Here is a 14,160-nt window from a genome sequence, read left to right on the forward strand (position 1 = left end):
GCATTGCACCTCTACTACCTTTTTGCCATCCCTCTCTTGCCACCACACTCCCTGCCCAAACAGGCGGTGCAATTCACTTTGTTCATTGCACCCTACGGTGCGCCCATGGCTGTGGTTTTCTCGCCCGTGGTGGTGAGCTGTCTGGCACCGGTGGTGCAACTCATTTCTCCAGCTTGCTCTGCTCACGCCTCCCCAGCGTCCTCCCTTACTTCCCGCCAGCGGGGCCATTTCTGTGCGTTGGCTCACATCCCGCCACCATTTTTCACCTCACAAATTTACAGAAAGAGCGCTCCCATCTGCTGAGTGAAAACTCACCATACGGCCAAGGCTCTGAATCATGCACAAACACAACAAATTGATTTTAATCATCAATAAAAATATGAGCGATTCAATCCGCCCCCATTTCAGCCGCTATTCAGCTTTGCGATCAGGGTCACACTCGTGGTTGTAGCACACAAAAATCCAGTTATTCGCACATTTATCCGATAGGGTGGCCTCTCTCCCGGCGCGATAATAGTCAGGTCAAATTTGCCTGTATGCCGTACCAACCGGGGCGGCATGCCAACAGGTTCCATCACTGGAGCGGGGAGAGCACCATGATCACCACACTGATCAATGAACATCTGATCAATCTCGATTTAAAAGCGACGCGCAAAGAAGAGGTCTTCACCGAGATGGCCCGCCTGCTGGCGTCGCAAGGCAAGGTCAGCGACGAGCAGGCCTTTATCAAGGATCTGTGGGCCCGCGAAGAGCTGGGCAACACCGGTTTTGAGGAGGGCGTGGCCCTGCCCCACGCCAAGAGCGCGGCGGTTCGCAACCCGGCGGTCGCCATCGGCATCAGCCGCAACGGCATCGACTACGGCGCCGAAGATGGCAAGCCGTCCCATCTCTTTTTCATGATTGCCTCCCCCGATGGTGGCGCCAACCACCATATCGAGGTGCTGGCCGAGCTCTCCGCCAAGCTGATCGAAGAGGGCTTTATCGACGCGCTGCTGGCAGCTAAAACCCCGGCCGCCGCGCTGGCGCTGCTGCTTGAGCGCAAAGAGGAGCAAAGCGTTGCCCCGACCACCAGCAAGGGCTTCATTATCGGTGTCACCGGCTGCCCGGCTGGTATCGCTCACACCTATCTGGCGGCCGAGTCGCTGGAGCGCGCCGCCCGTGAGCTGGGTTACGAGGTGAAGGTGGAGACCAACGGCTCCATCGGCGTCAAGAACAGCCCGACTGCGGACGAGATTGCCCGCGCCAGCGCCATCGTGGTTGCCTGTGACAAGCAGGTGGACATGGCCCGCTTCGCTGGCAAGCCGATTATCAAGACTGGCGTGAAGGCCCCCATCAAGGATGGCAAGGGTCTGATCGAGCAGGCACTGAAAGCCCCGGCCTATGTGGCTGGCAAAGAAGACAAGAAGGGTGAAGAGAAGAGCGCGGGCGGCAGTTCCGATCTCTACCGCTACCTGATGAACGGCGTCTCTCACATGATCCCGTTCGTGGTGACCGGCGGTCTGTTGATTGCGCTGGCACTGGCCATCGGCGGCAACCCGACCCCGAGCGGCATGCAGATCCCGGAAGGGAGCATGTGGAACCAGATCCTCAACGTGGGTGTGGCCGCCTTTACCCTGATGATCCCCATTCTGGCGGGCTATATCGCCTACGCCATCGGTGACCGTCCGGCACTGGCCCCGGGCTTTATCGGCGGCTGGATCGCCAACAACGGCAGCTTCTACGGCGCTGATGCCGGTACCGGCTTTATCGGTGCCATCATTGCGGGCCTGTTGGTCGGCTATCTGGTGCGCTGGATTGCCACCCGTCAGTACCACAAGATGGTGCAACCGCTGGTGCCGATCCTGATCGCCCCCATCGTCGGCTCCCTGTTTATCGCTGCGGTATTCATCTTCATCATCGGCGCTCCCATTGCCGACATGATGACTGGCCTCAACGCCATGCTGCTCTCCATGAGCGGTGGCAGTCTGGTGCTGCTGGGTATCGTGCTCGGTGGTATGGCCGGCTTTGATATGGGTGGCCCGGTCAACAAGGTGGCGTTCCTCTTCTCCGTCGGCATGATCGCCTCCGGTCAGACCCAGTTTATGGGTGCCATGGCTTGCGCCATCCCGGCCGCGCCCCTTGGCATGTCGCTGGCTACCGTGCTCGGTCGCAAGCTCGGCATCTTCGACGAGTCTGAAATCGAAGCGGGCAAAGCCGCCGGTGCCATGGGTCTGGTGGGTATCTCCGAAGGTGCGATTCCGTTCGCCGCCCGTGACCCGCTGGCCGTGATTCCGGCTAACGTGCTGGGCAGCATGACCGCCGCCGTGATGGCCTTCCTGTTCGGCATCACCAACAGCGTTGCCCACGGTGGCCCCATCGTGGCCCTGCTGGGTGCCGTCAACAAGCCGCTGCTGGCCCTGCTCTGCATGGTCTGCGGTGCCATCGTCACCGGCGTGGTCGCGGTTGCCCTGAAAAAGCTGCGGGTAAAAAAGAGTGACGAGGTGAGCCTGGCCAAGGCAGCCTGAGTTCCTCCTTCCCGAACCACTCACGCTCGCAAACCGTAACAATGAGGCCACCCCAGGGTGGCCTCTGCTTTTTCCTTGTCTTTTTCTTTGTCGGCCTCAGCGCCTTCTCTTGGCGCGCAAGCAGCGCCTCGTTTCCCGCGCCATTTCCTCTCCTCCCACCCGGATACAGGTGGAAATATCGCCAATCTTGGGTCAGCTCTGTGATTGCACTCACGCTTTGCCCGCGAAATCGCAAAAACTAGGAAATTTTCCTAATTGCCCTAGGGATGGCTCTCAAGCCATTTTTTCCGCCCCTGATTAGAGTCACCCCACCTGATGTCGTGACCCGCACCACGACGGGCGAAATGCCCCGTCCTTCGGCAGCGGGCCCGGGTTTACACGGGCAGAAGCAGGCCAGCTGGCCCCCCTTTTGCCCCCTTTCCGTGGCGTGACCTCCCATAACTGCACAACAACGCAAGGGGCGCGGCGGAATAGCGTCTATCTCGCAGAGGATGAACGAAAATGTTGAAATTTCTTGAACAGGTCCGGGTCCCCACCCTCGACCTGCCGGTAGAAGCCCGGCGCAAACTCTGGTTCAAGCCGTTTATGCAATCCTATCTGGTTGTATTTATTGGCTATCTGACCATGTATCTGATCCGCAAGAACTTCAACATTGCGCAGAATGACATGATCCAGTCCTACGGTCTCTCCATGACCGAGCTCGGCATGATCGGCCTTGGCTTCTCCATCACCTACGGGGTGGGCAAGACCATCGTCTCCTACTACGCCGACGGCAAGAACACCAAGCAGTTCCTGCCGCTGATGCTGATCCTCTCCGCTCTGTGCATGCTGGGCTTCAGTGCCAGCATGGGCGGCACCGGCTTCAGCCTCTACTTCATGATCTTCTTCTACGCCCTGAGCGGCTTCTTCCAGAGCTGTGGCGGCTCCTGCAGCTACTCCACCATCACCAAGTGGACTCCCCGCAACAAGCGCGGCACCTATCTGGGCATGTGGAACCTCTCCCACAACGTGGGCGGTGCCGGTGCGGCCGGTGTGGCGCTGTTCGGTGCCAACTACCTGTTTGATGGCCACGTGCTCGGCATGTTCATCTTTCCCTCCATCATTGCGCTGATCGTCGGCTTTATCGGCCTGCGCTTTGGTAGCGATTCGCCGGAAGCCTACGGCCTTGGCAAGGTGGAAGAGCTGTTTGACGAAGTGGCGAGTGAAGAGGATATCGCCACCGAGGAGCAGAAGCTGACCAAGGGTCAGATCTTCGTCAAGTACGTGCTGCTGAACAAGGTGATCTGGCTGCTCTGCTTTGCCAACATCTTCCTCTACGTGGTGCGTATCGGTATCGACCAATGGTCCACCGTCTATGCCCACCAGGAGCTGGGCTTCTCCAAAGACGTTGCCATTCAGGGCTTTACCTTCTTTGAAGTGGGCGCTCTGGTCGGCACCCTGATGTGGGGCTACCTCTCCGATCTGGCCAACGGCCGTCGTGGTCTGGTGGCTTGCGTGGCACTGGCGCTCATCATCGCCACCCTGGGTCTCTACCAACACGCCACCACCCAGTTCATGTTCCTGGGCTCCCTGTTCACCCTGGGCTTCCTGGTGTTTGGTCCGCAGCTGCTGATCGGCGTGGCCGCCGTGGGCTTCGTACCCAAGCAGGGCATCAGCGTGGCCGATGGCGTCAAGGGCACCTTCGCCTACCTCATCGGTGACAGCTTCGCCAAGCTGGGTCTGGGCATGATTGCCGATGGCACCCCCATCTTCGGCCTGACCGGCTGGAGCGGCACCTTCGCGGCGCTGGACATGGCAGCAGCCGCCTGTCTGGTACTGATGGCCTGCGTGGCGATTGCCGAAGAGCGCAAGATCCGCCGCATCAAGCGCGAGCTGAAAGCCGCCGAACTGGCAACCCAGACCGCCTGATAGCCATAACAACAGACGCAGATTGTTCAGGGCTACCCACACGGGTAGCCCTTTTTGTTTAGCCAAACTAAATACTCAAGTGGCCCTTTTCCGCCATTTTTGTGGCCCAAAGCCCTATCGAGATCCCACTTTTGGCCGGGGCTTTTGGCAAAAAATCCCCGCCGGCGTTATCTTGTTGGCCCCCCGTTTCGCACAGTTCAGAGCCAATGAAGATCATTGCCGTCACCGCCTGCCCGACCGGCATCGCCCACACCTATATGGCAGCCGAAGCGCTGCAAAAAGCCGCCGCCGCCCTCGGCCTCAAGATCAAGGTCGAAACCCAGGGCGCCATGGGGATGGAGAACTCCCTCACCGCCCGCGACATCGCCAGCGCCGATCTGGTGCTGATCGCCTCCGACATCGACATCGAGCAGAAGGAGCGTTTCCTCGGCTGCCATATCCATCGGGTGAGCCTCGAAACCGTGTTGCTCGATGCGCAGGCGGTGCTGAGATCACTGCCCCGGCCCAGCTGATGCTAAGCCGCGAGATCACCTTCTACTGCCATCAGGGGATGAGCATTGCCCGCACCAAACAGCTGAGCCGGCTGGCGGGGATGTTCAAATCCTGCATTCGCTGCGCCAACCTCACCCGGCGCCAGACGGTTATCGCCAGCAATCAGCTCTCCCTGCTCACCCTCGCCACCCAGCCCGGCGATCTCTGCCAGCTGCAGATCGAGGGCAACGATGCCGAGCTGGCCCATATGGCCTTCACCTGCTGGTGCGGTGAGCTGGGTCAGCCGCTGGTGCGCCCCGCCAGCGCCGCGCTGGCCGAGCTGCGTCTGGCAAGCGCCCTGCCCGACTACCACTTCGCCCTGCGCCAGCTGGCTCACAGTCCCGTCCCCCTGACCAAGAGCGAGGCGCTCGAACACCTGATCGACCTGCTGCCCGCCGAGCTGATCAGCAACAGAGCCGCGCTGGAGGAGGCGATCAGTCGGCGCGAGCAGGTCGCCGCCACCATCATCTGCCCAGGCCTCGCCATGCCCCATGTGCTCTGCGAGGGGATAAGCCAGCCCGCCCTGAGCCTGCTCAGCAGCCCGGCCCCCATCGAGTGGGGCTCGCAGCTCGGGCCGGTGCAGACCATCATCCTGCTGGCGGTGCCGACCGGCTGCGGGCGCGACACCCTGCTCCCCCTCACCCGGCTGGCCCGCGCCCTGATGGACGACGTGATAAGCGGCGCCCTGCTGCAGGCGAGCTCGGCCTCCGCCAGACAAGCGATCGTGATTGAAAACCTGCTAGGTTGACCCTCGGCCGGAAGCCGCCTATTTTCCCGAGATCTCTTTACCCCCCTCCCATTCATCCTGCCGTCAGCCCCCTGTGGTACACTCGCTGCCATTCCCACTTGCCAATCCGCTATCCGATGAAATCTGCCCGCTCCCGACTCTCGCTGCCAAACCGTCCCGCCCGCGATGGCGCCCCCCGCTCTGCTGCCCGGCCAGCCGAATCCCGCCACGTTGCGGCGCGCAAGCCGGAGCTGGCCCCCGAAGATCGCAAGCTGCTCCTGCTGAACAAGCCCTACATGGTGCTCTGCCAGTTCACCGACGAGGCGGGCCGCGAGACCCTCAAGGATTACATCAAAGAGCCCGGCATCTACGCTGCTGGCCGACTTGACCGTGACAGCGAGGGGCTGTTGCTGCTCACCAACGATGGCAAGCTGCAGGCGCGCCTCACCCAGCCGGGGGAGAAGACCCCCAAGACCTACTGGGTGCAGGTGGAAGGGATCCCGAGCGAAGAGAAGCTGGCTGCCCTGCGCGCCGGTGTCGAGCTCAACGACGGCATGACCCTGCCCGCCGGGGCACGCATCATGGATGAACCTGCGGTGTGGCCGCGCAATCCGCCCATTCGCGAGCGCAAGGAGATCCCCACCTGCTGGTTGGAGATCAAGATCATCGAGGGGCGCAACCGCCAGGTGCGGCGGATGACCGCCCATATCGGCCACCCCACCCTGCGCCTTATCCGCTACGCCATCGGTGACTGGACGTTAGATGGTCTGGCCCCGGGCGAGAGCCGCGCCCTGCCCGCCCCCGAGCTAGCGCCAGCCCCGCGCAGGACACAGACGCCAAACAAACCGCGCGGTCAGGGCTCGGGCAGCAACAATCCGCGCGCTGCCCAATCGACCCGAAGCCCTCATAGTCAGGGACAAGGGCGAGACAGCCGTGACGCGAGCCCGCGCCCGGCCAATCGCAGCGGCGGCCGTGGTACTGCGCGCCGACCGGCCCGCAGCAAATCCTCGGAATAACGCGCTGCCTGCTGGCAATCAAGCAGTAAAGCACGCCGCAGAATCGAGCCCCCTTGCTCCGGCTGGGGGCCAAACCGGTAACGAGACAAGGAGTCTTTATGAGCGATAACCTTCCTGCATCGCAGGAGAAAACGCCGCACGAACGCATGCAGGCCAGATTGACGGTCGCCGCGCTGGTGCAGTGGCAGGGCCGCTTTCTGGTGGTGGAAGAGGAGATCAAGGGCCAGCGCCGCTTCAACCAGCCCGCCGGCCATGTAGAGGCCGGTGAAGATCTGCTCACAGCCGCCTGCCGCGAGCTGAAAGAGGAGACGGGGCTGACCGCCACGCCGACCGCCTGGCTTGGCACCTATCTCTACAAACCTGCCGACAGCGAGGCCACCTATGTGCGCACCGCCATCATCTTCGACCTTGAAAAAGCGCCGGGTCAGCACCATCCAGAGGATCCTGACGGCGATATCCTCGCCTGCCACTGGCTCACGCTGGAGGAGATCGCCGAGTGCAAACCGGCCTTGAGAAGCCCCTTGGTGTGGCAGTGCATTGAGGATTATCTGGCGGGAACACGCCTGCCGCTCTCGGCGCTCAAGGCGTTTATCCAGAGCTAGGGACAGAGCAGGCATCCGCTGGCAATCGCCGCAAGAAAAACGATTTCCTGCCGCAAGGTTCCTGATGGGGACAGTGGCATGGAGATGTGACCGGGGGCGCAAAACTCTGGTAGAATACGCCCCGTTTAAACGAACTGGTAACTTCGACTAATGACAGACAACAGCCAAATCAAGGTGATCGTCGGCATGTCCGGCGGCGTGGATTCTTCCGTCTCGGCCTACCTGCTCCAGCAGCAGGGCTATCAGGTCGAAGGCTTGTTCATGAAGAACTGGGAAGAAGACGACACGGACGAGTACTGCTCTGCCGCCCAGGATTTGGCTGATGCCAAGGCCGTCTGCGACAAGCTGGGGATGAAACTCCACACCATCAACTTCGCGGCCGAGTACTGGGACAATGTGTTCGAGCACTTCCTCGAAGAGTACAAGGCTGGCCGCACGCCGAACCCGGATATCCTGTGCAACAAGGAGATCAAGTTCAAGGCGTTCCTCGAATTTGCCGCCGAAGAGCTGGGTGCCACCTACATTGCCACCGGCCACTATGTGCGCCGTGACGACAGCACCGGTCGCCCGCGCCTGCTGCGTGGTCTCGACAACAACAAGGATCAGAGCTACTTCCTCTACACCTTGAGCGAAGCTCAGGTGGGTCAGAGCCTGTTCCCGGTTGGCGATCTGGAAAAGCCGGAGGTGCGCCGCATCGCCGAGCAGCTGGATCTCATCACCGCCAAGAAGAAAGATTCCACCGGTATCTGCTTTATCGGCGAGCGCAAGTTCAAGGACTTCCTGGCCAAGTTCCTGCCCGCCCAGCCCGGTAACATCGAGACCGTGGATGGCAGGGTGATCGGCGAGCATCAGGGTCTGATGTATCACACCCTGGGCCAGCGCAAGGGGCTCGGCATCGGTGGGCGCAAAGATGCCACCGAAGAGGCCTGGTATGTGGTCGACAAAGAGGTCGAGCGCAACGTGCTGGTGGTGGCTCAGGGCGAGCATCCCCGTCTCTACTCCGACGGTCTCATCGCCAGCCAGCTGCACTGGGTGGATCGCACTCCGATCCACGAGCCGCGTCGCTGCACCGTCAAGACCCGCTACCGCCAGCAGGATATCCCCTGCCTGATCCAGCCCATCGACGACGAGACCATCCGGGTCATCTTCGACGAAAAGCAGGCTGCGGTGACCCCGGGTCAATCCGCCGTCTTCTACGACGGGGAAGTGTGTCTGGGCGGCGGCATCATCGAACAGCGTTTCAGCCATCCGGTCTAAGGGCTGGGCGCTCACAAGCGTCCGCGCTGTACTCCCTTCTCCCCTCGCGGAAGAAGGGTTGGGAATGAGGGGGTAACCACCCTCACCCTGACCCTCTCCCTGAGGGAGAGGGGACAAAGAAAAAAAGCACAAGGCAGCGATACATGATTGGCAACGTCCAGGCCGGATCATGGCATCGGCCGGTGAATGAACAGAACAGGGCTGTGAAGATATGAGCGACAAATTCCAAGACAGAACCATGGCCTTTGCCGGCATCTGCCAGGCGGCTGCGCTGGTCCAGAAGGTGGCCCGCGACGGCAGCTGTGACGAGGCCGCCCTGCGCGAGAGCCTCTCCAGCATTCTGGTAACCAACCCGAGCCAGCCGCTCGAGGTGTTCAACAACACCCATCTGGCCATTCGCGACGGCTACCGCGCGCTGGTCGAGCAGCTGGGTGCCGACGGCAGCCAGAAGAATGCCGAGCTGACCCGCTATGTGGTGAGCCTGATTGCGCTGGAGCGCAAGCTGGCCAAGCGCAAGGACATTCTCAACATGCTGGGTGAGCGGATCAGCCAGATCGGTCGCCAGCAACAGCATTTCGACCTGCTCGACGAGCAGATCCTGGCCAACATGGCGAGCATCTACAGCGATCTTATCAGCCCCATCGGGCCGCGCATTCAGGTGGCCGGCACCCCGCTGTTCCTGCAGCAGCCGCTGGTGCAGCACAAGGTGCGCGCCCTGCTGCTGGCAGGCATCCGCGCCGTGGTGCTGTGGCGCCAGCTCGGTGGCAGCCGCACCCAGATCATCTTCGCTCGCAAGAAGATGGTGGAACTGGCCAAGCGTTACTAATCATTGGCTTGCGCGCAGGCAGAGGGAGGACAAGGTGAACAGCCGCACATCAGCCTTGATACACCCCGACCGGCGCGCAAGTGAATACGGATCCCCCACACCAATCATCAGGAGTTCACCCCATGGAGCTGTCCGCGCTGACTGCTGTTTCCCCGATTGACGGTCGTTATGGCGACAAGGCCGATGCCCTGCGCCCTATCTTCTCCGAATTCGGCCTGCTGCGTTTTCGCGTTGAAGTCGAGGTTCGCTGGTTGCAGAAACTGGCCAGCCACGCCGGGATCCCGGAAGTCCCTGCCCTGAGCGCGGCCGCGAACGCCCTGCTCGATGGCATCGTCAGCAACTTCAACGAGAGCGACGCCGCCCGCATCAAACAGATCGAGCGCACCACCAACCATGATGTGAAAGCGGTGGAGTACTTCCTCAAAGAGAAAGTCGAAGTGAACCCGGAGCTGGCGGCTGTCAGCGAGTTCATCCACTTCGCCTGCACCTCGGAAGACATCAACAACAACTCCCACGGTCTGATGCTGAAAACCGCCCGCGAAGAGGTCATCAAGCCTTATTGCGAGAAGCTGATCGGCGAGATCAAGCGTCTGGCCCACGAGTACCGTGACATGCCGCTGCTCTCCCGCACCCACGGCCAGCCGGCGACCCCGAGCACCATGGGCAAGGAGATGGCCAACGTCGCCTACCGTCTGGAGCGCCAGTACAAGCAGATCATGGCGGTGGAGATCCTCGGCAAGATCAACGGTGCGGTCGGCAACTACAACGCCCACATCAGCGCCTATCCGGAAGTGGACTGGCACCAGTTCTCCGAGGAGTTCGTTACCTCCCTGGGTCTGACCTGGAACCCCTACACCACCCAGATCGAACCGCACGACTACATTGCCGAGCTGTTCGATGCCATGGCCCGCTTCAACACCATCCTGATCGACTTCGACCGCGATGTGTGGGGTTACATCTCGCTGGGTCACTTCAAGCAGCGCACCATCGCGGGTGAGATCGGCTCCTCCACCATGCCGCACAAGGTCAACCCCATCGACTTCGAAAACTCCGAAGGCAATCTGGGTCTGGCCAATGCGGTATTCGGCCATCTGGCGAGCAAGCTGCCCATCTCCCGCTGGCAGCGTGATCTGACCGACTCGACCGTGCTGCGCAATCTGGGCGTTGCCATCGGCTATTCCCTTATCGCCTATCAGTCCACCCTCAAGGGCATCTCCAAGCTGGAAGCCAACGACGCCGCCATGGCCGCCGATCTGGATGCCAACTGGGAAGTGCTGGCCGAGCCGATCCAGACCGTGATGCGCCGCTACGGTATCGAGAAGCCCTACGAGAAGCTCAAAGAGCTGACCCGTGGCCGCCGTGTCGATGCCGAAGGGATGCGCACCTTTATCGACACCCTGGAGCTGCCGGAAGCGGTCAAGGTTGAGCTGAAGAAGCTGACCCCGGCCAACTACATCGGTGACGCCCAGCGTCTGGTTGATCTGCTGAAATAAGCGGATAAATGACACTACCGGGGCCCTGTGCATGATCTGCAACAGGGCCCCGGTTATTTTATGTGGCACCCTATACACGGTTTGCAAGAGGGCTTGCCCGAGGCCGGCAGCCGCCTCGGGCAAGACCTCTCCTGACCTTTGTCGAACCCTTTGACGAGAAGATCTATGTACGAACTCAATCTGGATATCGCTCACTTCCTCGAGCACTACTGGCAGAAGCGCCCGCTCCTTATCAAAGGCGGCTTCAAGGACTTTCAGGATCCCATCAGCCCGGACGAGCTGGCGGGTCTGGCCATGGAGGAGGTGGTAGAGTCCCGTCTGGTCACCCGTTTCGACGGCAAGTGGGATGCGGCCCACGGCCCCTTCGAATCCTATGACCATCTGGGCGAAGAGAACTGGACCATTCTGGTACAGGCCTGCAACCACTGGGCCCCCGAGGTGAACGAGCTGGCGGTGCCGTTCCAGTTCATTCCGGGCTGGCGCTTTGACGATGTGATGGTGAGCTTCTCCACCCCTCACGCGGGTGTCGGCCCCCACATCGACAACTACGACGTGTTCATCACCCAGGGTCTGGGCAAACGCCACTGGCGGGTTGGCGATGCCAAGCCGCTCAACGAGTTTGCCGCCCACGCCGCACTGCTGCACTGCGAGCCGTTCGAGGCGATCATCGACGTCATCATGGAGCCGGGCGACATCCTCTACATTCCGCCCGGATTCCCCCACGAGGGCTACGCCATCGAGCCCTCCATGAACTTCTCGGTGGGTTTCCGCGCACCGGATGCCAAGACGCTTATCTCCTCCTTTGCCGATCACCTGATCGACAACGAGGTGCGTACCGAGCGTTACGGCGATGCCGATCTCAAGCCCCGTGCCCGTCACGGCGAGATCCAGCCCCACGAGCTGCACCGTCTGCGCGAGCTGATGCAGCAGGCTCTCGATGACGAGACCCTGTTCAAGGAGTGGTTCGGCACCATGATCTCCGAGGCAAAGCACGATCTGGATGTCAATCCGGTCGAGCCGGACTACAGCGCCGAAGAAGTGGCTGATCTGCTGACTCAAGGCGAACCTGCCATCAAGGTGCCGGGTCTGCGCAGCGTCTGGTTCAGCGGCGAGAGCCAGCAGTGCTATATCGATGGTGAAGCCTGGACTCTGCAGAGCGAAGATGCGGCAGCCATTTCGCTCTTGTGTGACAAGGACATCATCACTCAGGCCGATATGGTGGAGCTGGCTGATCAGGCCGGTTTCCTGCAACTGCTGACCCGTCTGGTCAACCGCGGGTACTGGTTCTTCAACTGATCCAGCTGTGATGGAACGAAAAAAGGCGCCTTATGGCGCCTTTTTTATTGCTATGGGCCCAACGGTTCAGCCGGGAATGGCGCCGCTGTTGAAGGTAAAGCTGTAGCTATCGCCGCGGCAGAGGCTCTGACTCACCTCGAGCAGCTCCCCCTGCGCCGTGTAGCTGCGCTGCATCACGGCCAGCACCGGCATGCCGACTGGCAATCCCAGCATGGCGCTCTCGGTCTGGCTCGGCACCTGCTGGCGGATCTGGTACTGCTGGGCGACGGGTTCAATCCCCTCCTCGCGCCAGTGGGCGTAGAGCGAGCCCTCCAGCAGGTCGGGACGGGGCAGAAACTGGCGAGGAATATAGGTGGTCTCGATGGAAGTGGGGTCATCATTGACGCAGCGCACCCGGCGGATCTTGGCGATCTCGGTGCCCTCCGCCACCCCCATCAGGGCGGCCTGCTCGGCGCTGGCGGCCACCAGCTCGCGCGCCAGCCAGCGATCGCTCAGCGCCCCGAGCTGGCTCAACTGGGCGGTAAAGCTGCCACCGGCCAGGTTGTAGGTAAACGGAGCGTGCACTACGGTGCCCTTGCCCTGCTGCTTGATCACCAGCCCCTGCTCCGCCAGCAGAGAGATTCCCTTGACCACAGTGGCCCGGGAGAGAGCGAGGCTGTCGGAGAGCTGACGCTCGGAGGGGAGCACGCAGCCGTGGGGCAGCAGTTTGCGTTCGATAGCCTGCTGCAGCCCCTGCGCCAGAATGAGATAGAGCGGCTCATCCCCTGCACAGGCCAGCCGTTGTTTCAACTCGTCAAACAGGTGTTCAGCACTATCTCTCTGCATGGCGCTCTCGTCTAAAGATGCAAAAATATCAACAAATGAATCCAGTCCACTTTACTTTAAAATGCGTTATGGTTCACACTGGACTGACACTGGATGTGTATAATACCCACTGGACTGCAACTGGACTACACAAAAAGGTGATCGATATCGTCATGACCCCATCAAGCTCTACCTCACTTCAACAGCAGCGTATTCTGGGTTGTCTCTATGGACAAGCGGTGGGCGATGCCTTTGGCATGCCATCGGAGCTCTGGTCCCGCGAGAAGGTGCGTGCCTTCTTCGGCTGGATCCATGACTTCCTCGACGGCCCCGAGGAGAACATCGCCGCCAACGAATTCGTGCGCGGCCAGTTTACCGATGATACCAGCCAGATGGTTGCCCTGATGGATGCCATCATCGAGGAGCAGGGGGAGATCAAACCACTGACCATCGCCCGCCACATCATGAAGTGGGCCGAGGGGATCGACGCCTTTAGCAAAAATATTCTGGGCCCTACCTCCAAGGGAGCCCTTATCGCCCTGCAGCAGGGGATCCCCCTTGAGGAGATCCAGGCCAACGGCGTGACCAACGGCGCCCCGATGCGCATCGCCCCCATCGGCTGCCTGATGCCGACCAGCGACAAGGAGGCCTTTATCGAGGCCGTGCGCCTGGCCTGCGTGCCAACCCACAAGTCGGACATCGCTATCGCTGGCTCCGTAGTGATCGCCTGGGCCATCAGCCGCGCCATCGAAGGGGCCAAGTGGGCAACCATTCGTACCGAACTGCCCCCCCTCGCGCAAGAGGTGCAGAGCCGTTTCGCCTCCACCTTCAGCGCCTCCCTTGGCCGCCGCATCGAACTCGCCTTCACCGCTGTCGACAAGGCGCCGACCATCGAATCGGGTCTGGACGATATCTATGACCTGATCGGTTCCGGCATGGATGTGATTGAATCTATCCCAGCCGCGCTCGGCATAGTGGAGCTCTCCGAAGGGGATCCCATGCTCTGCGCCCAGCTGTGCGCCAACCTCGGTGGCGATACCGACACCATAGGTGCCATGGCCACCGCCATCTGCGGTGCCCTCAGCGGCATCTCGGCCCTGCCGCTGGCAGCGCGCCAACTGATTGATCAAGCAAACCGGATTGACTTCGGCCCCTATGCCGAAGCCCTTGCTCACTATCGGCAACAGGACGTATGA

At 61.2% G+C, this 14,160-nt stretch carries 12 protein-coding genes; 11 read left to right on the forward strand and 1 reads right to left on the reverse strand.

From position 1 onward, the window contains the following. Positions 1-596: 596 nt before the first annotated feature. The 10 genes from LG31_RS0110415 (at position 597) to LG31_RS0110460 (ending at position 12,160) form a co-directional block, all read left to right on the forward strand. Positions 597-2,504 carry a fructose-specific PTS transporter subunit EIIC gene (locus LG31_RS0110415; RefSeq protein WP_033114407.1) on the forward strand — a complete coding sequence of 636 codons (1,908 nt, stop codon included), beginning with the start codon at positions 597-599 and terminating at the stop codon, positions 2,502-2,504. A gap of 501 nt (positions 2,505-3,005) precedes the next feature. Further along, positions 3,006-4,412: a hexose-6-phosphate:phosphate antiporter gene (uhpT, locus tag LG31_RS0110420; protein WP_033114408.1), complete on the forward strand. Its 1,407-nt coding sequence runs from the start codon at positions 3,006-3,008 to the stop codon at positions 4,410-4,412. A gap of 206 nt (positions 4,413-4,618) precedes the next feature. Beyond that, on the forward strand, positions 4,619-4,924 hold the full coding sequence (locus LG31_RS0110425) for a PTS fructose transporter subunit IIB (RefSeq protein ID WP_033114409.1): 306 nt from the start codon (positions 4,619-4,621) through the stop codon (positions 4,922-4,924). Further along, positions 4,924-5,691 carry a PTS sugar transporter subunit IIA gene (locus LG31_RS0110430; protein ID WP_033114410.1) on the forward strand — a complete coding sequence of 256 codons (768 nt, stop codon included), beginning with the start codon at positions 4,924-4,926 and terminating at the stop codon, positions 5,689-5,691. Before LG31_RS0110425 ends, LG31_RS0110430 begins: the two co-directional genes overlap by 1 nt. A 116-nt stretch (positions 5,692-5,807) precedes the next feature. Then, the gene (gene rluE / locus LG31_RS0110435) at positions 5,808-6,686 is read left to right on the forward strand and encodes a 23S rRNA pseudouridine(2457) synthase RluE (protein ID WP_033114411.1); all 879 of its coding nucleotides are present in this window, start codon (positions 5,808-5,810) and stop codon (positions 6,684-6,686) included. Positions 6,687-6,784: 98 nt separating this feature from the next. After that, the gene (locus tag LG31_RS0110440; RefSeq protein WP_005344044.1) at positions 6,785-7,288 is read left to right on the forward strand and encodes an NUDIX hydrolase; all 504 of its coding nucleotides are present in this window, start codon (positions 6,785-6,787) and stop codon (positions 7,286-7,288) included. A gap of 150 nt (positions 7,289-7,438) precedes the next feature. Continuing rightward, positions 7,439-8,545, forward strand: coding sequence for a tRNA 2-thiouridine(34) synthase MnmA (gene mnmA / locus LG31_RS0110445; protein WP_033114412.1), 1,107 nt, complete (start codon positions 7,439-7,441; stop codon positions 8,543-8,545). Between the two features lie 211 nt (positions 8,546-8,756). Beyond that, positions 8,757-9,371, forward strand: coding sequence for a high frequency lysogenization protein HflD (hflD, locus tag LG31_RS0110450; protein ID WP_033114413.1), 615 nt, complete (start codon positions 8,757-8,759; stop codon positions 9,369-9,371). Positions 9,372-9,493: 122 nt separating this feature from the next. Then, complete coding sequence (gene purB / locus LG31_RS0110455; RefSeq protein WP_033114414.1) at positions 9,494-10,864, forward strand: adenylosuccinate lyase; 1,371 nt, start codon at positions 9,494-9,496, stop codon at positions 10,862-10,864. Positions 10,865-11,029: 165 nt separating this feature from the next. Next, on the forward strand, positions 11,030-12,160 hold the full coding sequence (locus tag LG31_RS0110460; RefSeq protein ID WP_033114415.1) for a ribosomal protein uL16 3-hydroxylase: 1,131 nt from the start codon (positions 11,030-11,032) through the stop codon (positions 12,158-12,160). A 66-nt stretch (positions 12,161-12,226) separates the two neighbouring features. Here the strand turns inward: LG31_RS0110460 and LG31_RS0110465 are convergent, their stop codons facing one another. Then, positions 12,227-12,985: a GntR family transcriptional regulator gene (locus tag LG31_RS0110465; protein ID WP_033114416.1), complete on the reverse strand. Its 759-nt coding sequence runs from the start codon at positions 12,983-12,985 to the stop codon at positions 12,227-12,229. A gap of 152 nt (positions 12,986-13,137) precedes the next feature. Here LG31_RS0110465 and LG31_RS0110470 point away from each other — a divergent pair, with 152 nt between their 5' ends. Continuing rightward, positions 13,138-14,160, forward strand: a complete 1,023-nt coding sequence (locus LG31_RS0110470) for an ADP-ribosylglycohydrolase family protein (RefSeq protein ID WP_033114417.1) — start codon at positions 13,138-13,140, stop codon at positions 14,158-14,160.

The sequence above is a fragment of the Aeromonas lacus genome (genome assembly GCF_000764665.1).
GTDB classification, from domain to species: domain Bacteria; phylum Pseudomonadota; class Gammaproteobacteria; order Enterobacterales; family Aeromonadaceae; genus Aeromonas; species Aeromonas lacus.

What these genes read in the sequence shown, in the direction of transcription:
- LG31_RS0110415 (WP_033114407.1), top strand. Translation starts at nt 597, where the DNA reads ATGATCACCACACTGATCAATGAACATCTGATCAATCTCGATTTAAAA.
- uhpT (WP_033114408.1), top strand. Translation starts at nt 3,006, where the DNA reads ATGTTGAAATTTCTTGAACAGGTCCGGGTCCCCACCCTCGACCTGCCG.
- LG31_RS0110425 (WP_033114409.1), top strand. Translation starts at nt 4,619, where the DNA reads ATGAAGATCATTGCCGTCACCGCCTGCCCGACCGGCATCGCCCACACC.
- LG31_RS0110430 (WP_033114410.1), top strand. Translation starts at nt 4,924, where the DNA reads ATGCTAAGCCGCGAGATCACCTTCTACTGCCATCAGGGGATGAGCATT.
- rluE (WP_033114411.1), top strand. Translation starts at nt 5,808, where the DNA reads ATGAAATCTGCCCGCTCCCGACTCTCGCTGCCAAACCGTCCCGCCCGC.
- LG31_RS0110440 (WP_005344044.1), top strand. Translation starts at nt 6,785, where the DNA reads ATGAGCGATAACCTTCCTGCATCGCAGGAGAAAACGCCGCACGAACGC.
- mnmA (WP_033114412.1), top strand. Translation starts at nt 7,439, where the DNA reads ATGACAGACAACAGCCAAATCAAGGTGATCGTCGGCATGTCCGGCGGC.
- hflD (WP_033114413.1), top strand. Translation starts at nt 8,757, where the DNA reads ATGAGCGACAAATTCCAAGACAGAACCATGGCCTTTGCCGGCATCTGC.
- purB (WP_033114414.1), top strand. Translation starts at nt 9,494, where the DNA reads ATGGAGCTGTCCGCGCTGACTGCTGTTTCCCCGATTGACGGTCGTTAT.
- LG31_RS0110460 (WP_033114415.1), top strand. Translation starts at nt 11,030, where the DNA reads ATGTACGAACTCAATCTGGATATCGCTCACTTCCTCGAGCACTACTGG.
- LG31_RS0110465 (WP_033114416.1), bottom strand. Translation starts at nt 12,985, where the DNA reads ATGCAGAGAGATAGTGCTGAACACCTGTTTGACGAGTTGAAACAACGG.
- LG31_RS0110470 (WP_033114417.1), top strand. Translation starts at nt 13,138, where the DNA reads ATGACCCCATCAAGCTCTACCTCACTTCAACAGCAGCGTATTCTGGGT.